We start from the raw sequence: 19,181 nt of genomic DNA, 5'->3' as shown, positions 1-19,181 counted from the left end.
GGCGTTTTTATATCATCCTGGCTTGACTTAAGAGCCGAGTGATTTTTTCTTCGTACTACTCATTCTGACCTTACGCTTCTTAATTGGTGCTGGTGCAGCAACTGCTTTTCTGTAGCCAGGTGACGACCATCCAATTTTTGATTCTGCTGCTTCAGAGCGTAGAACTCGTTTTTTAGGTGTGGCTGACCTCACTGCGGCGGCACGTGCAAAAGGTGCAGCATTTGACGCAGAGCGACGATCTGATCTTTCGGAGGTGCTGGTGCGAATACCGGCTTTCGTAGGAGCGCGATTTGGCTGACGTTTTGTACGGGGTGCCTGTAAAGATTTTTTAGTTTGCTTGCTTGATCGACCTAAATTGCTAAAGGCCTCATCAACCATGTCTTTTGGTTTCCACAACACGAGCAATTTACCAATATGTTGAACTGGGGCGGCATCCAATTTATCGCAAAGCTCTTCATAGATGGCAATGCGTGCTTCCCGCTCATCCCCAAAAACGCGGATCTTAATCAATCCATGATGATTAATAGCCAATTTGGCTTCTTTGAGTACGGCGGGCGTTAGGCCATCGCCACCGATCATGACAACAGGACTTAAGTCATGAGCATCAGCTTTAAGGGATTTACGTTGTGCAGGGGTAATTGTTAGTGCAGTCATGGGCTTGATGATAGAGCATTGAGGGCCTAAATTGACCTTTTGGCTTGAATTTGCAGTCATTTAGGTCGATACCTTTTGCTTTAGAGCGCAGAAACTAGGAAAATAGAGGGTGAAAGTGGGTAAGTTGTGGCGAAGAATAAATTTAATAAAAGTTGGTTGCAGGATCATCTAACCGATCCTTATGTGAAGAAGGCTCAAAAAGAGGGCTATCGCGCTAGAGCGGTTTATAAGCTTAGTGAAATTGACGAGCAGGATCATCTCATCAAAGCAGGGATGACCATTGTTGACTTAGGGAGCGCTCCAGGGAGTTGGTCCCAGTACGTGCGCAACCGTCTTACTGAGCTTGGTAAAAGTAACCCCAAAATAGAATCCGGAAAGCCTGATGGACAAATTATTGCCATTGATATTTTGCCAATGGAAGATATTGCCGATGTGAGCTTTATTCAGGGTGACTTTAGAGAGGATGAGGGGCTTGCTGCGTTAGAAGCACTTTTGCCTGAGAGCGCAGATGGCAAGGTTGATTTGGTTTTGTCAGATATGGCGCCAAACCTTTCAGGGGTGGGTGTAGCTGATGCAGCCAGAATGGCTTTTTTGGCTGAGATTGCTCTAGACTTTGCTACCGCCCATCTGAAACCAGAGGGCGCTCTTTTGATTAAATGTTTCAACGGTAGTGGTTACAGCCAGATCGTGGAATCCTTTAAAAAGGTCTTCAAAACGGTTGCTTCCCGCAAACCCAAAGCATCCAGGGCAAAGTCTTCAGAGATCTTCCTTTTGGGCAGAAATCTAAAGTCCCCAAAATAATCATTTGTAGAGGCGCCAAATGTGCTCAATAACCCCCGAAATATAGGGGTTTTAATAAATAAATATGCCATTAGCCCTTGAAAAAGGGTGGTAGTAGAATCAAATACTTAGGAAGCTTATCGCTTTAACTCCTGGATCAATCCAGAAAAGGACTCATTTTGAACAGCAATATGTTCCAAAAAATCGGTGTGTGGCTCATTGTGGGCTTGGTACTTTTCACTGTTTTTAAACAGTTTGATAAGCCCAAGGACCAAACTCAGGTCACGTATTCTCAATTCATGGATGACGCTAAAGCTGGCAAAGTTAAACGCGTTGATGTGCAAGGCCGCACATTACAAGTAACCCCAGCTGATGGCAACAAGTATTCGATTATCTCTCCCGGTGATATTTGGATGGTTGGTGATTTGATGAAATACGGTGTTCAGGTAACAGGTAAAGCCGATGATGAGCCGAACATGTTGGTTTCTGCCTTGTACTATCTTGGTCCTACCTTATTAATTATTGGCTTTTGGTTTTTCATGATGCGCCAAATGCAGGGTGGCGGCAAAGGCGGAGCATTCTCCTTTGGCAAATCAAAGGCACGCCTCATTGATGAAAATAGCAATACAGTTACTTTCGCAGACGTTGCTGGATGTGACGAGGCAAAAGAAGAAGTTTTTGAGATTGTTGATTTCTTAAAAGATCCGCAAAAGTTTCAAAAACTTGGCGGCCGAATTCCTCATGGTGTCTTGCTGGTTGGTCCTCCGGGTACTGGTAAGACTCTTTTGGCTCGCGCCATTGCGGGTGAAGCCAAGGTTCCATTCTTCTCTATTTCTGGCTCTGACTTCGTTGAGATGTTTGTTGGTGTTGGCGCATCTCGTGTACGAGATATGTTTGAGAACGCAAAGAAAAACTCTCCTTGCATCATCTTTATCGATGAAATTGATGCAGTAGGTCGTCACCGCGGCGCCGGTATGGGTGGCGGCAATGATGAACGCGAACAAACTCTCAACCAGATGCTAGTTGAGATGGATGGTTTTGAAAGTAACAGCGGCGTGATCGTCGTTGCTGCAACCAACCGCTCTGATGTCTTAGATAAAGCGTTATTACGCCCAGGACGTTTCGATCGACAGGTTCATGTAGGCTTGCCGGACATTCGTGGCCGTGAGCAGATTTTGCAAGTTCATATGCGTAAAGTTCCAATTGATCCTGACGTGAATGCTGCTGTTTTGGCTCGCGGCACTCCAGGTTTCTCCGGCGCAGATTTGGCAAACTTGGTAAATGAATCTGCGTTGTTTGCGGCTCGTCGTAATAAGCGTGCAGTAGACATGAAGGATTTCGAGGACGCAAAAGATAAGATCTACATGGGGCCTGAGCGCAAGTCTGCGGTCATGCGTGAAGAAGAGCGCCGCAATACTGCTTATCATGAGTCCGGTCATGCTGTTGTTGCTAAGATATTGCCTAAGGCCGATCCGGTCCATAAGGTCACCATCATGCCTCGCGGTATGGCACTTGGTGTTACCTGGCAGTTGCCTGAGTTTGATCGTGTGAACTTGTACAAAGATCGCATGATGGAAGAGTTGGCCATTTTATTTGGTGGGCGTGCCGCTGAAGAAGTATTTTTGCACTCCATGAGCACCGGTGCTTCTAATGACTTTGAGCGCGCTACAAAAATGGCTCGCGACATGGTTACTCGCTATGGCATGAGTGATAGCTTGGGTACGATGGTTTATGTTGACACCGAGTCTGAAAGTATTTTTGGTCGCAACAGCACCAAAACTGTTTCTGAGTTGACCCAACAAAAAGTAGATGCAGAAATTCGTGCCTTGGTAGATAGTCAGTATGCTTTGGCCAGATCCATCCTAGAACAGAATCGCGATAAGGTTGAGGCAATGGTGGCTGCTTTGCTTGAATGGGAAACAATTGATGCAGAGCAAATCAATGACATCATGGAAGGTCGCCCACCACGAGCACCTAAACCACCTCCAGCGACACAGTTTGGCAATTCTGCTGGCACCCCTGGACCTGCGACTGGCAGCGCTCCAGCTACTGCATAAACGCCTTGTTTAGCGGCAGCCTTTGATGCCCCATCAAAGTCTTCAAAAGATGCCCACAACTTGGCGTTGTGGGCGTTTTCTTTTTGATTTCGATAAACGTAAGCGCCCGATTGTTATGGGTATTCTGAACGCAACTCCAGATTCATTCTCTGATGGTGGAAGATTCAGAACCCCTAAGGACGCAATTACTCAAGCAGAGTACATGATTGCTAATGGTGTCGATCTGATTGATATTGGCGGTGAGTCAACAAGACCCGGTGCTGAGCCTGTCGAATTGCAGGAAGAATTAGACAGGGTGCTGCCGGTAATTGAAGCACTTAAGGATTGCGGTGTGCCTTTATCAATAGACACTTATAAGGCGGAAACGATGCGTCAAGCATTGCATGCTGGAGTGGATTGCGTAAATGATATTTGGGCTCTTCGTCAAAGCGGTTCGGTTGATGCTGTTTTAGAAAATAAAAGTTGTGGCATTGTGCTGATGCATATGCAGCGCGATCCTCTCACCATGCAATTTGATCCCAGCTATCAAGATGTCGTTAATGATGTTAAAGAATTCCTAAAAGAGCGGGTCGAATTATTGCTTGCCGAGGGTGTTGATGGGAATCGAATTGCTATTGATCCTGGCTTTGGTTTTGGTAAAAACCTAGAACACAATCTGACTATGCTGGCGAACTTTGCTCAGTTTTCAACTTTGGGTGTTCCCGTGCTTGCAGGAATCTCTCGAAAGTCCATGCTTGGCAAGATTACTGGCAAGGATAGTAATGATCGTGTTGCCGCTAGTATTTCTGCCGCCATTATGGCTGCTGATAGAGGTACAAAAATTGTCCGGGTACATGATGTAGCGGAAACGGTAGATGCATTAAAGCTTTGGGAAGCGATTCAATAGGTCACCTCGATCTAAGTTTTATAATCAAAATATGAAAAAACAATACTTTGGCACAGACGGCATCCGGGGAGAGGTGGGGCAATTTCCTATCGTTCCCGAGTTTATGACTCGCTTAGGCTACGCTGCAGGCAAAGTATTAACACGTGACGCGAAGTCTGGTGAGCGTTGCAAAATTCTTATCGGTAAAGACACGCGGGTATCTGGATATTTATTAGAGGCCGCTTTAGAGGCTGGCTTTGCTGCTGCCGGAGTGGATGTAATGTTGTGTGGACCCATCCCAACTCCTGGAGTTGCATACCTCACTAAAGCCTTGCGTTTATCGGCTGGCTTAGTGATCTCAGCATCTCACAATCCTTATCAAGATAACGGCATCAAGTTTTTTTCTGCAAAGGGTGACAAGTTATCCGATGATTTTGAATTAGCTATAGAGGCTGAATTAGAGAACCCAATGGGATGCGTAAATTCAAAAGAACTTGGTAAGGCCTTTCGTTTAGACGATGCTGCGGGACGCTACATTGAGTTTTGTAAATCAACATTCCCTGGAGAGCTAAATCTCAAGGGAATGAAGCTCGTAGTAGATTGCGCTAATGGCGCCGCTTATCACACAGCCCCTCATGTTTTTCATGAGCTAGGTGCTGAGGTTATTTCAATAGGCGTAAGTCCAGATGGCCGCAATATCAATGATGGTTGTGGTGCAACCGCTCCGGCAGCACTTATTGCTAAGGTTAAAGAGGTCAAAGCAGATTTAGGCATTGCTTTAGATGGTGATGCCGATCGCTTGCAAATGGTAGATGCCTCTGGTCGATTATTTAATGGTGACGAGCTTCTTTATGTATTGGCAAAAGACCGCTTGGATCGTGGCCAAAAGATTGGTGGTGCTGTAGGCACTTTAATGACCAATTTAGCAGTTGAAAACGCCATCAAGGAACTGGGCATAGGTTTTGAGCGCGCAAATGTTGGCGATCGCTACGTTCTAGAGCTACTTAAGCAGAATGGCTGGATCATTGGCGGTGAGGGTTCTGGCCACTTACTTTGTCTTGATCAACATACGACTGGTGATGGAACCATTGCAGCGCTCCAGGTATTGGCCGCCATGAGTCAAAACAAAAAAAGTCTTGCACAGCTTCTTGATTTAGTAAAAATCTATCCACAGGTACTTTTGAATGTGAAATTTAAACCTGGCTATGACTGGAAGTCCGACGAGATCTTAAAAAGACAAATCGCAAAGGTTGAGGCTGATCTTCAAGATATTGGCAGAATCTTAATACGTGCCTCTGGAACAGAACCCTTATTGCGCGTGATGGTTGAGACTAAGGATGCTGATGTTGCAATGCGAGCAGCTAAAAGTATTGCTGATTTAGTTCCAACTGCATAAGCGTTAGAAGGCGGCTCTTACACCCACCATTAGACTTCTTCCTGGTTGCGGAGCGTACAGTCTGACTGCCATAGGAGATGTGGCGTAGCGAATCTCTTCATTTAGCAAGTTCTTCAGAATGAGATAACCGGTCCAATTTACCTTTCCAACGCGCTCTGTATAAGAAAGGTTGGCATTGACTAGGTTATAGCTTGGCGTTGGTCCAATTTCCCAGCTGGCCAATTTATTTTGTTGGTAACTGTAGATGTAGCTAGCGCCTGCCAACCAACCTTTGTGTAAATAAGATAATTCAGTGCCAATGCGAGGGGCTGGCTGCATAGGAAGATTCCCTCCTCCGGTAAATGTACCTTGTGATACATCCCCAAATATCCGCCCACCAACACCATTTTCACCATAGTTGTAACTTAGCTCTGCTTCTGCGCCCTGAATAGTTGCATTTGCTTGAGAGGCTTGTACAACTGAAAAATTGTCGTTGGCTTGGCTATAGGCGCCTGTGTAGAAACCGTAAATAAAGTTATTAAATTGGTTTTTATAAATGCTAGCCTTGCTGCGAACGATCCCAAGCGTTTTTTGAAAACTCAATTCAAGGTTATGCGATGTTTCAATGCCTAAATTCGAGTTTCCAATATCAAATGTCGCAGTTGAATCATGTGGTCCATATGAATACAGCTCTTGAGCTGATGGGGCTCTTTGAGAAACAGTGTAAGTAAGTCCAACACCATATCCTCTTGCAATATCCAACATCCCTCCGGCGGAATACGACATTAAATTAAATTGACGACTTTGAAGTGATGGTGGTCCATATAAGCTTGGCACAAAATCTTGACTAGCGGCACTTGGAAACTGCGTACCTGAGTTTGGATTTTGGGTAGCGTAGTTATAACGCACTCCTAGATTTGTTTTTAATAGGCCATACCGACCTTCCTCAACCAAAAACAGGGCGGATGAATTTGACTTAGTCTGCGGAACAATTGCGTAATTATTAGTCGATAAATCAGTCGCATTTAAGGTTGCGCCGGTAATTTGCACCCCTAAGATCCCTTTAGATCCCAATAACTCTCTATGAGCCAACTCTAGACGTGCTTCAGTTGCAGTGTTATTCCATTGCGTGGAAGCAACACCATTATTAGTAAATTCAGTATGTTGATAATTCGTGTTGGCAGCGCTGATTTTGACAGAGCTAAAGCCATCAAATGGGTCGTTGGATTGATGTGCAATGTCGTAACGATTTTGAGACTGCTGAATAAATCCTCCCTCGGCAGTCGGAATGCCGTAGTTATGATTCATGCGCTCCATGGAGATGCCGGTATATCCATCTGATCGAACATAACTTGCGCCTAAACCCATGCTATTTTGATTGCTAAAAGAGAAGGGCAGTTTGCCGCTATAAGGGACGTTGACTGACTCACCAGGATTGATAGACCAATTTGCGTTTGGGCCACCTTGCTCTGCATAGCCTGGAATGCGATAGTTATTTGAGTTGCTAATTGCTGAATCAAAATGAAGTGCCAATGGTCCAGCGGGAGCATCTAATTCAATATTGGCGGTCTTGCCTTGATTAACGGTTTCGTAGCTAGTATTTATGGCGCCAGAAACTGTATCGGGCATTGTTGTAACAATTCGGTCATTTACAACATTCACTAGCCCACCGCTTGAGCCCGAGCCATAAAGCAGGGCGGAAGCGCCACGCAAAATTTCAATTTGATGCGTGTTTTGCATTGGACTTGCAACGGCGTGATCAGGGGAGATACTAGAGACATCTCCAACAGACAAGCCATTTTGTAGAATTTGTACACGTGCACCATCTAAGCCACGAATAACCGGCCTTGAAGATCCAGCACCATAACCTGTAGCTGAGATGCCTAATTCATTTGCTAGTGTTGCACCAAGCGTACCTGATAGTTTGTTCTGAAGCTCATCACCAGCCAATACTTTGTTAGGCGCCAAGAATCCTTGTCCGTTATCACGCACCCCCGTGACATCAAGTTGCGGTAAAGAATCCGCTTGACCTTCCGCGTGAGCAGTATTTATAAGCAGCAGCGCGATCAAGGCATGTAGCGATGAGCAGGTAAATTTTCTAAAGCGATAATTCATATTCATCCAAATTCACCAAGTATTGGTGAGTGACTAAAACGAGGGTGCCCTCAAGGGCGCTGTGTTTTAAAGGATGAAGGTAGGGGGCGCACGCGAGTGATACGAGTTGGAAACTAAACTCCGTAATGAAGGGTTGCTTGAATTCTGCGGATCTGAAGCGCTGCCCAAGATGACTTCGGCGTCACCGTGACTGCTCGGCACAAATCCCGCAAGCGAAAGTGCATCAAACAGGTGACATACATCAGAGCTGTGACTGAAGCTCTTATCGATATTGCTTGATGCGCTAGCCTCTGTAGCTTGCTTTTGTAATCCAGCGTGAGAAATAGCATGTGAGAGGCCCACCAAGTGGGTGCCTAGCAAGCAAAATACTAGCAATGCCGCTGTAAGTGCGGCATGAACTTGCTTTGTAAATTTGCTTGAAAAATAGGCACTCATGGGATGAATCTTACAGGATTTGCCTCAAACGGCGCTCTCGGTGTAGAATATCGATTCCGTCGGAGTGTAGCGCAGCCTGGTAGCGCACCTGCTTTGGGAGCAGGGGGTCCAAGGTTCGAATCCTTGTACTCCGACCACTTTCCCTTATTGTTCTAGATAGACCCAGCACATTCTGCCCATAGCTCAGCTGGATAGAGCAACGCCCTTCTAAGGCGTAGGTCGCACGTTCGAATCGTGCTGGGCAGGCCAAAATTCTCTACACACCCAATGCTTTAAACTACGGCTTGACGTATCTTTTTCTTGCGTACATTGCCTTAGAATGATCTGATGAATACCAATTTACTCAGAACATCCTTGCTGATCTCCTGCGCCTTGCTTCTTCTTGGGGCTTGCTCATCAGCAAAGCTAGAGGCGCGACTCGAAGCGAACCCCCAATGCAAAGATGTTGTGAATCCTAAAACGGGCGCACTAATGCCTTGCCCTGGTTCAGATAAGGCGTTTTATAGAGAACTTGGTTTAGCTCCTGCAAAGCCGACTCCCGTAGCAAGCAGCCCAATCGCTCCATCGCCATCCACAACAACTACAACACCTTCAGTGCAGGCACCATTGAACAAGGTTGCACCGTCTGAAGCAATGGCTTCAACTCAGACGGCTCCTGCTCAAGCTGATTGCAAACCTCAGATTCACAAAAAGACGGGCGGAACTCTGCCATGCCCGGCACCGGATTAATTGGATGTGGGTATGATGTCCTTTTGAAGCTAGTCCTTTAAGTATCTCAATCAATCACCTGGAATCGCTATGAAAAAAATGAATGTTTTGTTAGTGTCATTTATGGCGGCTATCACATTAGCCGCTTGTAGTAATGCACCCAAATTAGCGACAGAGTCAATGCCTCGATCAGGCTTCTTGCCTGACTACAACCTTTTAGTTCCGATGGCAACGAGCGATAAAGACACCCGTATTTGGAGGTACCGTGTATCAGGTGTAAATCCTGGCATCTATACAGCAGTAATCCTTGACCCTATCTATTTAAATCAAAACGCAACCAAAGAGGTCAGCCTTGATGTGATTAATAAAGCGAAGGCTGCATTACAAGCCTCCATGGTTGAGGCAGTAAATGCCCGTGGAAATATTCGGATTGTTACGCAGCCTGGTCCTGGTACTGCGCGTATTTCAGTAGGTATTACTGGCGCTGAGAGTTCAACGGATAGTTTGCAGCCTTGGAATTTCACACCTATAGGCTTGGCCATGAATGCTGCTGCCTACGCTGGTGGAGTGAATTCAAAAACTCCTGCGCTTTTGGTTGAAAGCAAGATCACTGATAGCCAATCAAAACAACTATTAGGCGAGGGCTTAATCACTGTTCAGGGTGAATCTTTTAGAACCAATGCTGGATCTGCAGATTCTTTTGTTGCAATGGCGAAGAAAGTTGTCCGCTCAGCTTTGGAGCAATCCGCAAATCCAACGCCAACCGGGAAATAAGCGCCCATCATGAAATTATTTTGTAAATTACTAACCCTTATTGGCATAAGCTCCTTTCTAGCCTTTTCTATTCCGGTGTATGCGGATAATGCGTCTCGCAATAAGGAGGTAGCTGAGCGATTTGCTAAATGCGATGTTAATCATGATGGTAAGTTAACTCGAGATGAGGCGAAGGGTTGCATGCCTAGGATTTATGACCACTTCAGCTACATCGACACAGGTAATAAGGGCTATGTGACTGTTGCTGAAATTCAGGCAATGGCTGATAGATAAGATCGAAACTTCAAGAGCCCCCAAGGGGGCTCATTTATTTGGATGAATGATGTCTGTTTCTTTTCCAGGTTTTAAAGAAAATAAAATTACCGTCTCATCGAGCGATGGCCCCATTGAAATTGCATATCTCATTGGCGGCAGTGGGCCGCCTTTGTTGCTTCTGCACGGCTTCCCCCAGACCAAGGCAATCTGGAGTCAAGTGGCGCCTGAATTGGCCAAACTTTTTACTGTAGTTGCTGCAGATCTACGAGGTTATGGGCAGTCCTCAAAGCCTCATGGCGAGGCAGACCATTCAACGTATTCGAAACGATCTATGGCTGCAGATCAGCATACTTTAATGAAGAGCTTGGGATTTGATCAATTCTTTTTACTTGGTCACGACAGAGGGGGTAGAGTCTCCCATCGATTAGCTATGGACTTTCCTGAAAGCGTTCTGCGTTTGATGGTTCTAGATATATCTCCAACCTTAACAATGTATGACAAGACCACAATGGAATTTGCCAAAGGTTACTGGCACTGGTTCTTCTTAATTCAACCAGAGCCGGTTCCAGAAACAATGATTGGAGCCAATCCAGAATATTGGCTCAAGAATCATATGGGTCGACACGCAGGAACGGGAATATTTTCACCAGAACGTTGGGCTGAATATTTGGCAGGCGCAAGTGAGCCACAAGGTATGCATGCGATGTGTGAAGACTATCGCGCTGCTGCCACTATTGATCTTATTCATGATCGCGCAGATCGTGCCGCAGCAAAGAAACTAAATATGCCGCTCAGGGTTTTATGGGGTGAGCATGGATTGGTAAATAAATGCTTCAAGCCTCTAGAGGACTGGCAGCAAGTTGCCGATATGGTTAGCGGGGCTGCGGTACCAAGTGGACACTACATACCGGAAGAGATTCCGGCTCTATTGCTGAAAGAGGCCAAGGAATTCTTTGGCTGAAAGCCGGAATAAGAAGAGTAAAAGAAAAAATCCTAAATAAATCAGTTATTTAGGGTTTTTAACAATTATTCTGGGTGAAAATTATTGCTAGCCATGAAGCTGATAGTGCGCTCAAAGCCTAGGATACGGATATAACGCCAAGCAATATCGCGATATTTGCTATCCAAATAGCCAATAGCTACCTCAGGCGTCCTTTTGGACAAGTCGATCTGTTGAATTGCGCGGGCCCAACGTTTGAGTCTTGTTGACATATTTGCCACCTCCATGCCCATACAACGCTTGGAAAAGCGACCGAGATGACACGAATTACAAAATATTTCACAAAAAAGTGCGTATTCTGATCAAATCGAGACGACTTTATGGGGGTTAAGGATATTTTGGGGGTCTAGAGCCCTTTTTAGGGTCTTCATAAGCTCATGGGCTACTTTGCCTTTATGAGCCCTTAGGCCGTCTAATTTAAGCTGCCCAACCCCATGTTCTGCGGAGATAGAGCCTTTGCAACGTTCTACCTGGTCATAAACAAGCTCATGAATCTGTTTTTCATTAAATTCATTGAAAGTCTTAGGATCGATGCCCAAGGGTGGGGCGATGTTGTAATGCAAGTTCCCATCCCCAAGATGTCCAAAATTGATAATCCTGACACCAGGGAATCTATCCCTCATTAATGCATCAGTCACTTGAATAAAGCTCTCAAGTGAAGATAGGGGAATGGTGATGTCATGTTTGAGATTGGCACCTTCCTGAGCTTGTGCAAGAGTGATGTGTTCACGCATATGCCAAAACCCGTTCGCCTGACTTAAATTGCTAGCGATGACCGCATCACTAATCAACTGGGCCTCAAAAGCTTCTTCCAGGATTGCTTCGAGTAGCTGCCTGACATGCTCTTCGCTTTCGTGGTCTGACAATTCAATCAAGACCGTATAGGGTGGGTTTCCCTTTAAGGGATTAGCCATTTGCGGAAAATGCTTTTCATTTAAATCCAATGATTCTCGCGTCATCATTTCAAAACCAGTAAGTAATGCGCTGGCACGTTTTTGAAAGAGATTCAATAGAGTAATTGTGGATGCAACATTCTCACACGCTACCAGTGTGGTCCATTGAGAAATTGGCAGAGGGTATAGCTTCATCACTGCAGCCGTAATGATGCCAAGAGTCCCTTCAGACCCAATGAATAAGTCGCGTAAATCATAGCCAGTATTGTCTTTGCGCAAACCTTTAATGCCATTCCAAATTTCACCCTTAGCAGTAATAACTTCAAGACCTAAGCAGAGATCTCGAGTATTGCCGTAGCGGAGAACATTAGTTCCACCAGCATTGGTTGCAAGATTTCCGCCAATCATGCAGCTACCCTCTGCTCCAAGACTTAAGGGAAATAAAAACCCATGCTCGACCGCTTTATCTTGAACCGCCTGCAAAATACAGCCTGCTTCAAGCGTGATGGTTTGGTTGGCTACATCAACCTCGCGGATCCGATTCATGCGCTTAAGATTAAGAATGATTTGCGTACCACTGTTATCTGGTGTGGCGCCCCCACAAAACCCCGTGTGACCACCTTGCGGAACTACGGCAACTTGATGCTGTGCGCACAACTTAATGATTCCCGCAACTTCAGCGCTTGTACTAGGTAGCACAACGGCAAGAGCTTTTCCTGTAAAGCGTTTGCGCCAATCAGTAAGGTAGGGCGCTTTATCTTCCTCTTGGGTCAGAAGGTACTTCTGATCTATAGCGCCTGAAAGTTGTTGGATGAAGTCTTGCATTAGTTTTCGGCCCGCATTTTCTTCTTTAATGCTTTCGCGTCTTTTTTAATTGGCTTTAGATACATCAACAGACAGACAAACCCAATCGTTGCGAGAAATGTTTCAAGTACGGCAAGCCAAAAGTTTGCCCCCGTTTCAAGGATGCGAACCAAGCCTTCGGTGATATAGAGCAAGATCAACATAGAGGCCCACTGCATGGTATAGACATTTCCTTTCCAGAGTCCTGGAATAGCAAATAAGAGGGGCACGCCTTTCAGTATTAGCCATGAGCCACCGGGTCGCAACGGTGAAATAAACCACTCCCAACACACGCATAGTATGAATAAATCAATAAAGGCGGCCGTTGCAATGAGTTGGTAAGGATTTTTATTCAGAATCTTTTGCATCATGTGGAATTTGCGTGCCTTACTTTTTATTGAGGTGAAGCATTAAGGCTGTTTCAGCCAGTCGTCTTCCTTGAGCTTTTGCCAATCGTTGCTCTTCAGCGCTGATTGGTGCGCGTCCATCGGCATGAGCAAGATGAGTAACACCATAAGGACTTCCGCCCGTGCTAGAAGACATGAGATCTGGTTCGCTATACGGAATGCCCATCAACATCATGCCGTGATGCAGCAATGGAATCATCATGGTCAGAAGAGTGCTTTCTTGGCCGCCATGCATGCTGCCAGTGCTTGTAAATACGCAAGCTGGTTTACCTATTAATGCACCATTCATCCACTCTGAGGAACTGCCATCCCAAAAGTACTTCATTGGAGCCGCCATATTGCCAAAGCGGGTTGGCGATCCTAATGCAAGCCCTATACATTCCTGTAAATCCGAATATTCAGCATAAGGGGCGCCATCTTGGGGTACGGTGGCTTCGGTTGCCTCGCAAACAGCTGAAATGGCAGGAACAGTCCTTAAACGGGCATTTACCCCAGGAACACTTTCAATACCCTCGGCAATCAGACGCGCCAAATCCTTGGTTGCACCATAGCGGGAGTAGTACAAAACTAAAATTTCGTGTTGGCTCATATTGATCTCTTATGATACGGCGATGCGCCTTATTCGTAACCCCCAATTATGGCTCTCTCTGGCTAAAGAGATTTGGGAGCGTAACCGCGGCCAGAATTTGAAGCAAATTGCCGCTAGCCTAGCCTTTACAACCACGCTATCCATGGTTCCCATGGTGACAATTGCAACAATCTTAATCGGCTACCTGCCAAGCGTCATTCAAGTCAAAAATTCCTTTAAAACTTGGCTATTAGATACCTATATGCCGGGGGGTATTAACCAACAGGTATTTATTTACTTGGACCAATTTTCCTCTCAAGCACGAGGATTAACCTTTATTGGTTTAGCGGGTCTCATTATTACTACTGTAATGACCCTTGCTGTGATCGAAGGGGCCTTTAATCATATCTTCAAGGTCAGCGCAACTCGCCCTATGTACAAGAAAATCGCCATTTACAGTGCGGCAACAATTTTGGGGCCAATACTGCTGGGCTTAGGCATTTACCTTAGCGGCGTTTTGTTTAGTGCATCTGAAGGTTGGATTAGCGCTGTATCCATAGGATTTAAATTAGTGGCGACGATTGCCCCGATCTTTTTGGCAATCTTGGTCTACGCGGTAGTCTACAAAATTCTTCCGTATACCAAGATCTTGTGGCGCGATGCGTTTGCTGGAGCTTTAGTCGCTGCACTAGCTTTTGAGTTAATGAAATTTGGTTTTGCTCTTTTCTTAACGCATACAGCCTTCTACAAAACGGTTTATGGCGCTTTCGCCATCTTTCCTTTAGGGCTGATATGGATCTACTTAACTTGGTGGATTACCTTGACTGGAGCGGTCATAGTGGCCAATTTGCCCAGCATCCGCAGTGGCGTCATTAGGGTTATTCGTTACTAAAAGTTGTACCTAAGCCCTTGATTCAAAGAGGTCTTAAGTCTATATTGAAGTCATAAAAGCCTAGTTTTGGAGATCAAATGAAAGTTCGTGACATATTACGCGTTAAGGGGAGCACTCTTTTTACAGTTGCTCCAGATACAGCTCTTCAAACAGCAGTGCTCGTAATGAGCGAACACGATATTGGCTCTCTAGTAGTTATGGAGTACGACAAATTGGTTGGCATTCTAACTTTCCGCGAAGTTATTGCGGCATTAGCTAAGCATCATGGCAAGCTTGAGGGTCTTCAAGTAAGCACAGTGATGAATCAGAAGCCCTTAACCTGCAATATGGAAACTGAGATTGATGAAGTGCGTCGCATGATGTTGGTTGATCATGCACGCTACCTACCGGTGGTTGATCAAAAAATGCTAATGGGCGTGATTTCTTTCTACGACGTTGCTAAGTCTGTAGTTGAAGCCCAAGACTTTGAAAACACCATGCTTAAGGCCTATATCCGCGACTGGCCCGAAGATACCGAAAAAGCCGCATCCTAAGCAGTTCTAGCCATCCTTTTCTGACCAATGACATAATGTCGGTATGTCAGGGAATACTTTAGGCCTTCTTTTTACTGTTACCACTTTTGGTGAATCCCACGGTCCCGCTATCGGCGCGGTCGTTGACGGCTGCCCGCCGGGTATGAAATTGTCCGAAGCGGATATTCAGCTGGATTTGGATCGTCGCAAGCCTGGAACTTCTAGGCACGTTACCCAGCGCAAAGAAGAAGATAAGGTAGAAATACTTTCCGGTGTTTTTGAGGGTAAGACTACAGGTACTCCAATTGCATTATTGATTCGCAACACCGATCAACGTAGTCAAGACTACGGCGACATATTGCAAACCTTTAGGCCTGGTCATGCAGATTACGCATACCAACAAAAATACGGTATTCGTGATCCTCGCGGTGGTGGCAGATCATCCGCGCGCTTAACGGCGCCTGTAGTTGCAGCTGCAGCAATTGCTAAAAAATGGTTGCATGAAAAATATGGCACTGAGTTCTATGGCTATATGAGTCAATTGGGTGAACTGGAAATCCCATTTAAAGATGCTTCTGAAATCGGAAACAATCCATTCTTTGCTGCCAATGCTCAAGTCATTCCTCAATTAGAGAGCTACATGGATGATTTACGTAAAGCAGGGGACTCATGTGGTGCGCGCATTGAAGTGCGAGCCCGTAATGTGCCCGCTGGCTTGGGCGAACCTTTATTTGATAAATTGGATGCCGATATTGCGCATGCCATGATGGGGATTAACGCCGTCAAAGGCGTAGAGATTGGCGCAGGATTCAAGTCTGTTGCTCAACGTGGTAGCGAGCATGGTGATGAGCTGCACCCAGATGGTTTCGCAACAAATAATTCTGGCGGCACCTTGGGCGGCATCAGTAGCGGTCAAGACTTACGAGTCTCCATTGCCATCAAGCCGACCTCTAGCATCATGAGTCCTAAGCAATCTGTGGATTTAGATGGAAAACCCATTACCGTTCAAACCAAAGGGCGACATGACCCCTGTGTTGGTATTCGCGCAACCCCAATTGCCGAGGCAATGTTGGCCCTTGTGTTGATGGATCACGCACTTCGTCATCGCGCTCAGTGTGCCGACGTGTCCGATGCCGCATCCATTCCAGCCGCTCAACCTGGCTCATATCGCGATTAACTTGGCTCTATAAATGACACCTTTGCTTCGCTGGGCCTTCGGGTCCTTTTTCTTTTTATATTTTGCCTATGTTGGCCTGGTTTCACCCTACGCTAGCCTTTTCTTTTTAGATCGAGGCTTTAGCGTTATTGAAATCGCTGCATTGATGTCAATGCTGCAGATCACCAGAATAGTTGGTCCATTTTCTTGGGGCTGGCTATCTGACTATCTATCAAATCGCATTAGCATTATTCGCTTTTGCGCCTGTTTAGCTGCCATAGTATTTTTGTGCATCTATTTTTTACAGAGCTACATTGGCTTTTTCATTTGGATGTTTGCTCTGCATACCATTTTGAGTAGCCTAATGCCGCTGGGTGAATCAGCTACTATCCACGCTTTATACAAAGACAATTCTTTTGATAAACGTTATGGACGTTTACGACTATGGGGCTCGATTGGTTTTATTGCCATGGTTCTAGCAGCAGGAGAGCTGTTTCAACGCAAGTCTATTGAGCTGTACCCCTTAGTTGGCACGATTGTTCTGCTTGCACTAGCCTTGATTAGCTTTTGTTTGCGCGAGCCAAAAATGGAGCGGCGCAAGATGGTAAAGGGTGAGTTATTGATTGTGCTTTTCAATCCAGATGTGCGCTGGTTCTTAGTGTCGGGATTTTTCATGATCTTCGCACATGCTGCTTTATATGTTTTTTATTCCCTTTATCTCGCAGACCTTGGCTACGATAAATTTCAGATAGGTCTATTTTGGGCTCTCGGTGTCGCCGCTGAAGTAATCTTCTTCTACTTCCAAAGTAAAGTACTCAGCAGGCTCGATGCTGAAGTGATTTTGCAAGCTGCATTCGGGATAGGGGTAGTTCGTTTTGTTTTGATTGCATTCCTACCAATTACTTCCGTATTAATTGTGGCGCAATTAATGCATGCAGGCACTTTTGCAGCACACCATAGCGCCGCTACAAAATTACTACAACGTTGGTTTACAGGTCCGCTCCAGGCTCGAGGGCAAGCCTTGATGGCAACCGTATCTTACGGCTTAGGTGGAACGCTAGGGGGCTTGTGCGCTGGCTGGATCTGGGAAGCTTCACAACCAAGGGATGTATTTGTAATGTCCGCTTTTGCATGTGGTCTGGCGGGTATGGCGATCCAGAAACTACGACCGCGACGTTATCCCGCCAGATAACTCGACTAAAGCTAACTTATTGAATCTTTGCCTTAGCGCGCAACTTTTGCATCATCTCTGCGAACTTAGCCTTTTGCCAGTTCTTATCAGACACAATCATTTGCTTTAGCTGATCCTTCAATTCATCCATGCTTGGAGCCTTGACGTCACGTGAGTCAATTACCTTGATGATGTGCCAGCCAAATTGCGACTTAACTGGTTTGTCAGTAGTTTGACCGTTCTTGAGCTGAACCATAGCCTTTGAAAACTCCGGTACTAAAGCTTTATCGCTAACCCAGCCAAGATCGCCACCATTTTTCGCTGAACCAGGGTCCAATGATTTGGCTTTGGCAATATCCTCAAAGTTAGAGCCTGCTTTGATTTGAGCGGTGATTGCTTTGGCATCAGACTCTTTCTCAACCAGAATATGCTCTACGTGATATTCCTTGCCGGTGTACTGTGCTTTAACTGACTCATAGGCTGCTTTTAGATCGGCCTCAGCAACGCCTTCTTTTTCAACATAGTCTTCAAAAACGGCACCCACCAGCACACCCATACGAGCTTGTTCCAATTGCTCCCGAACAATTTCTTTTTGCAGTACGCCACGCTTATCGGCTTCTTGCAATACCAATTCACGAGTTACCAGCATCTCGCGAGCTTGATCGCGCACTTGCGGATTGTCAGGTTGACCAGAGCGTTGCACCAACTTATCTAACTGAGACTTAGGGATGGATTTACCGTTGACGATCACGGCATTTTGGGCGAATGCATTTCCAGACAAAAGAGCTGCACCTAGAATGCTTACTGAGAGAATTTGACGTTTATTGAACATGGTATTTAAGTGGTTAAATATAAGTGATTGTGGCTATTCTAAAGTAGCTCTAAGCAAATGCCTCATCTGGGTCAAGGGCAGTAATAGTAAGCGCATGAATTTCCTTGGGAATATGGCGATTTAAGGCCGAATAAATAGCTCTGTGACGAGCCACAAGACTTAAACCCTTAAATTCCGGAGCAATGATTTTTAGCTTAAAGTGCCCGCCGCCGCTAGCCGCACCAGCATGGCCAGCGTGCAAGTGACTTTCATCTTCAATAAATAGGTCTACGACCTGAAAAGTCTTGCGCAGGTCCTCATCAAATGAAGCAATCCGCTGTTGATTAATATTCATTCGCTTGGATGCTCCATATGTTTAGAGAGCCAAATTCCCTGTGCGACGACAAAGACCAATAGCAATCCTGTGCTACCAAATAATTTAAAGTTCACCCAAGTTTCCTCGGAATATTCAAATGCAATATAAAGATTGAGAGCGCCCATGCAGAAAAAGAATAAGGCCCATGCCATATTCAGGCGATGCCATACAGAATGTGCGCCTTTCTCCTTCAGGGTTACTTGCTTGCCCATCAACACCTGAATCCAATTTTTCTGAAAAAACTGAGCGCTTATAAAGAGGGCTCCAGAAAATAACCAGTAAAGAGCGGTCGGCTTAAGCTGGATAAACGTTTTGTCATGTAAGAAGATGGTGAGACTTCCGAAGACCAATATCATTACAAGGCTGATCCACTGCATTGCATCAATTTTGCGGTGACGGTAATAGACCCAGAGAATCTGACCTATCGTAGCAACCATTGCAACAATAGTTGCCGTGTATATATCGCCAAATTTAAATGCAACAAAAAAAAGGATGATGGGGAAGAGGTCGAATAAAAATTTCATAATAGGATTA

At 45.5% G+C, this 19,181-nt stretch carries 22 protein-coding genes and 2 tRNA genes; 14 read left to right on the top strand and 10 right to left on the bottom strand.

Annotated features, from left to right (window positions below; all coding sequences use genetic code 11):
- Positions 1-27 precede the first annotated feature (27 nt).
- Positions 28-714, bottom strand: coding sequence for a YhbY family RNA-binding protein (locus tag AOC21_RS05130; protein WP_371817806.1), 687 nt, complete (start codon positions 712-714; stop codon positions 28-30).
- A 66-nt stretch (positions 715-780) separates the two neighbouring features.
- On the opposite strand from AOC21_RS05130, the gene AOC21_RS05125 reads away from it, so the two are divergent.
- The 4 genes from AOC21_RS05125 (at position 781) to glmM (ending at position 5,752) form a co-directional block, all read left to right on the top strand.
- Entirely contained in the window at positions 781-1,455 is a 675-nt protein-coding gene (locus AOC21_RS05125) for an RlmE family RNA methyltransferase (protein WP_215392672.1), read from the top strand.
- Positions 1,456-1,613: 158 nt separating this feature from the next.
- Positions 1,614-3,491, top strand: a complete 1,878-nt coding sequence (gene ftsH / locus AOC21_RS05120; RefSeq protein WP_215392671.1) for an ATP-dependent zinc metalloprotease FtsH — start codon at positions 1,614-1,616, stop codon at positions 3,489-3,491.
- Between the two features lie 49 nt (positions 3,492-3,540).
- Complete coding sequence (gene folP, locus AOC21_RS05115; protein ID WP_215392670.1) at positions 3,541-4,377, top strand: dihydropteroate synthase; 837 nt, start codon at positions 3,541-3,543, stop codon at positions 4,375-4,377.
- A 31-nt stretch (positions 4,378-4,408) separates the two neighbouring features.
- Positions 4,409-5,752 carry a phosphoglucosamine mutase gene (gene glmM / locus AOC21_RS05110; RefSeq protein ID WP_215392669.1) on the top strand — a complete coding sequence of 448 codons (1,344 nt, stop codon included), beginning with the start codon at positions 4,409-4,411 and terminating at the stop codon, positions 5,750-5,752.
- A gap of 3 nt (positions 5,753-5,755) precedes the next feature.
- On the opposite strand, the gene AOC21_RS05105 is transcribed toward glmM, so the two are convergent.
- The gene (locus AOC21_RS05105; protein WP_251371586.1) at positions 5,756-7,852 is read right to left on the bottom strand and encodes a TonB-dependent receptor; all 2,097 of its coding nucleotides are present in this window, start codon (positions 7,850-7,852) and stop codon (positions 5,756-5,758) included.
- Positions 7,853-7,912: 60 nt separating this feature from the next.
- Positions 7,913-8,281 (bottom strand): hypothetical protein, encoded by a 369-nt coding sequence (locus tag AOC21_RS05100; protein ID WP_215392668.1) that lies wholly within the window; start codon positions 8,279-8,281, stop codon positions 7,913-7,915.
- Positions 8,282-8,341: 60 nt separating this feature from the next.
- Between AOC21_RS05100 and AOC21_RS05095 the strand changes: the two genes are divergently transcribed.
- From AOC21_RS05095 to AOC21_RS05070, 6 genes are all read left to right on the top strand, one after another.
- Positions 8,342-8,418: transfer RNA gene (locus AOC21_RS05095), tRNA-Pro, on the top strand.
- 35 nt (positions 8,419-8,453) lie between these two features.
- A tRNA-Arg gene (locus tag AOC21_RS05090) sits at positions 8,454-8,530 on the top strand.
- A gap of 78 nt (positions 8,531-8,608) precedes the next feature.
- Positions 8,609-9,010, top strand: a complete 402-nt coding sequence (locus tag AOC21_RS05085; RefSeq protein ID WP_215392667.1) for a hypothetical protein — start codon at positions 8,609-8,611, stop codon at positions 9,008-9,010.
- A 69-nt stretch (positions 9,011-9,079) separates the two neighbouring features.
- Positions 9,080-9,763, top strand: coding sequence for a DUF3313 domain-containing protein (locus tag AOC21_RS05080; RefSeq protein ID WP_215392666.1), 684 nt, complete (start codon positions 9,080-9,082; stop codon positions 9,761-9,763).
- A gap of 9 nt (positions 9,764-9,772) precedes the next feature.
- On the top strand, positions 9,773-10,036 hold the full coding sequence (locus AOC21_RS05075; protein WP_251371585.1) for a hypothetical protein: 264 nt from the start codon (positions 9,773-9,775) through the stop codon (positions 10,034-10,036).
- A gap of 49 nt (positions 10,037-10,085) precedes the next feature.
- Positions 10,086-10,979 carry an alpha/beta fold hydrolase gene (locus AOC21_RS05070; protein ID WP_215392766.1) on the top strand — a complete coding sequence of 298 codons (894 nt, stop codon included), beginning with the start codon at positions 10,086-10,088 and terminating at the stop codon, positions 10,977-10,979.
- Between the two features lie 65 nt (positions 10,980-11,044).
- Here the strand turns inward: AOC21_RS05070 and AOC21_RS05065 are convergent, their stop codons facing one another.
- The 4 genes from AOC21_RS05065 to wrbA form a co-directional block, all read right to left on the bottom strand.
- Positions 11,045-11,230 (bottom strand): hypothetical protein, encoded by a 186-nt coding sequence (locus AOC21_RS05065; RefSeq protein ID WP_015420997.1) that lies wholly within the window; start codon positions 11,228-11,230, stop codon positions 11,045-11,047.
- Positions 11,231-11,320: 90 nt separating this feature from the next.
- On the bottom strand, positions 11,321-12,736 hold the full coding sequence (locus tag AOC21_RS05060) for an FAD-binding oxidoreductase (protein ID WP_215392665.1): 1,416 nt from the start codon (positions 12,734-12,736) through the stop codon (positions 11,321-11,323).
- On the bottom strand, positions 12,736-13,125 hold the full coding sequence (locus tag AOC21_RS05055) for a DUF2069 domain-containing protein (protein ID WP_215392664.1): 390 nt from the start codon (positions 13,123-13,125) through the stop codon (positions 12,736-12,738). Before AOC21_RS05055 ends, AOC21_RS05060 begins: the two co-directional genes overlap by 1 nt.
- Positions 13,126-13,141: 16 nt before the next feature.
- Entirely contained in the window at positions 13,142-13,750 is a 609-nt protein-coding gene (gene wrbA / locus AOC21_RS05050) for an NAD(P)H:quinone oxidoreductase (protein ID WP_215392663.1), read from the bottom strand.
- Between the two features lie 22 nt (positions 13,751-13,772).
- On the opposite strand from wrbA, the gene AOC21_RS05045 reads away from it, so the two are divergent.
- The 4 genes from AOC21_RS05045 (at position 13,773) to AOC21_RS05030 (ending at position 17,481) form a co-directional block, all read left to right on the top strand.
- The gene (locus tag AOC21_RS05045) at positions 13,773-14,621 is read left to right on the top strand and encodes a YhjD/YihY/BrkB family envelope integrity protein (RefSeq protein WP_215392662.1); all 849 of its coding nucleotides are present in this window, start codon (positions 13,773-13,775) and stop codon (positions 14,619-14,621) included.
- A 77-nt stretch (positions 14,622-14,698) separates the two neighbouring features.
- Entirely contained in the window at positions 14,699-15,154 is a 456-nt protein-coding gene (locus tag AOC21_RS05040; RefSeq protein ID WP_215392661.1) for a CBS domain-containing protein, read from the top strand.
- Between the two features lie 43 nt (positions 15,155-15,197).
- On the top strand, positions 15,198-16,310 hold the full coding sequence (gene aroC, locus AOC21_RS05035; RefSeq protein WP_215392660.1) for a chorismate synthase: 1,113 nt from the start codon (positions 15,198-15,200) through the stop codon (positions 16,308-16,310).
- Positions 16,311-16,323: 13 nt separating this feature from the next.
- On the top strand, positions 16,324-17,481 hold the full coding sequence (locus AOC21_RS05030; RefSeq protein WP_215392659.1) for an MFS transporter: 1,158 nt from the start codon (positions 16,324-16,326) through the stop codon (positions 17,479-17,481).
- Positions 17,482-17,497: 16 nt separating this feature from the next.
- Here AOC21_RS05030 and AOC21_RS05025 read toward each other — a convergent pair whose 3' ends face one another.
- From AOC21_RS05025 to AOC21_RS05015, 3 genes are read right to left on the bottom strand one after another with little or no spacing between them, the layout of a single operon-like run.
- Entirely contained in the window at positions 17,498-18,292 is a 795-nt protein-coding gene (locus tag AOC21_RS05025) for a peptidylprolyl isomerase (RefSeq protein ID WP_215392658.1), read from the bottom strand.
- Between the two features lie 49 nt (positions 18,293-18,341).
- Positions 18,342-18,626: a BolA family transcriptional regulator gene (locus AOC21_RS05020; protein ID WP_215392657.1), complete on the bottom strand. Its 285-nt coding sequence runs from the start codon at positions 18,624-18,626 to the stop codon at positions 18,342-18,344.
- Positions 18,623-19,171, bottom strand: coding sequence for a septation protein A (locus AOC21_RS05015; RefSeq protein ID WP_215392656.1), 549 nt, complete (start codon positions 19,169-19,171; stop codon positions 18,623-18,625). Before AOC21_RS05015 ends, AOC21_RS05020 begins: the two co-directional genes overlap by 4 nt.
- Between the last annotated feature and the right edge of the window lie 10 nt (positions 19,172-19,181).

It is taken from the genome of Polynucleobacter sp. VK25 (assembly GCF_018687355.1).
Lineage (GTDB): Bacteria > Pseudomonadota > Gammaproteobacteria > Burkholderiales > Burkholderiaceae > Polynucleobacter.
The sequence above is the reverse complement of the archived record's forward strand: the minus strand, read 5'-3'. Positions and strand labels throughout refer to the sequence as shown.

Bases quoted from the DNA above. Each gene is read 5' to 3' on its own strand.
- AOC21_RS05045 (WP_215392662.1), top strand. From the start codon at position 13,773: ATGCGCCTTATTCGTAACCCCCAATTATGGCTCTCTCTGGCTAAAGAG.
- AOC21_RS05015 (WP_215392656.1), bottom strand. From the start codon at position 19,171: ATGAAATTTTTATTCGACCTCTTCCCCATCATCCTTTTTTTTGTTGCA.
- AOC21_RS05040 (WP_215392661.1), top strand. From the start codon at position 14,699: ATGAAAGTTCGTGACATATTACGCGTTAAGGGGAGCACTCTTTTTACA.
- glmM (WP_215392669.1), top strand. From the start codon at position 4,409: ATGAAAAAACAATACTTTGGCACAGACGGCATCCGGGGAGAGGTGGGG.
- AOC21_RS05025 (WP_215392658.1), bottom strand. From the start codon at position 18,292: ATGTTCAATAAACGTCAAATTCTCTCAGTAAGCATTCTAGGTGCAGCT.
- aroC (WP_215392660.1), top strand. From the start codon at position 15,198: ATGTCAGGGAATACTTTAGGCCTTCTTTTTACTGTTACCACTTTTGGT.
- AOC21_RS05130 (WP_371817806.1), bottom strand. From the start codon at position 714: ATGACTGCAAATTCAAGCCAAAAGGTCAATTTAGGCCCTCAATGCTCT.
- AOC21_RS05030 (WP_215392659.1), top strand. From the start codon at position 16,324: ATGACACCTTTGCTTCGCTGGGCCTTCGGGTCCTTTTTCTTTTTATAT.
- AOC21_RS05105 (WP_251371586.1), bottom strand. From the start codon at position 7,852: ATGAATATGAATTATCGCTTTAGAAAATTTACCTGCTCATCGCTACAT.
- AOC21_RS05070 (WP_215392766.1), top strand. From the start codon at position 10,086: ATGTCTGTTTCTTTTCCAGGTTTTAAAGAAAATAAAATTACCGTCTCA.
- AOC21_RS05085 (WP_215392667.1), top strand. From the start codon at position 8,609: ATGAATACCAATTTACTCAGAACATCCTTGCTGATCTCCTGCGCCTTG.
- AOC21_RS05055 (WP_215392664.1), bottom strand. From the start codon at position 13,125: ATGATGCAAAAGATTCTGAATAAAAATCCTTACCAACTCATTGCAACG.
- wrbA (WP_215392663.1), bottom strand. From the start codon at position 13,750: ATGAGCCAACACGAAATTTTAGTTTTGTACTACTCCCGCTATGGTGCA.
- AOC21_RS05020 (WP_215392657.1), bottom strand. From the start codon at position 18,626: ATGAATATTAATCAACAGCGGATTGCTTCATTTGATGAGGACCTGCGC.
- folP (WP_215392670.1), top strand. From the start codon at position 3,541: ATGCCCACAACTTGGCGTTGTGGGCGTTTTCTTTTTGATTTCGATAAA.
- AOC21_RS05100 (WP_215392668.1), bottom strand. From the start codon at position 8,281: ATGAGTGCCTATTTTTCAAGCAAATTTACAAAGCAAGTTCATGCCGCA.
- AOC21_RS05060 (WP_215392665.1), bottom strand. From the start codon at position 12,736: ATGCAAGACTTCATCCAACAACTTTCAGGCGCTATAGATCAGAAGTAC.
- AOC21_RS05075 (WP_251371585.1), top strand. From the start codon at position 9,773: ATGAAATTATTTTGTAAATTACTAACCCTTATTGGCATAAGCTCCTTT.
- AOC21_RS05065 (WP_015420997.1), bottom strand. From the start codon at position 11,230: ATGTCAACAAGACTCAAACGTTGGGCCCGCGCAATTCAACAGATCGAC.
- AOC21_RS05080 (WP_215392666.1), top strand. From the start codon at position 9,080: ATGAAAAAAATGAATGTTTTGTTAGTGTCATTTATGGCGGCTATCACA.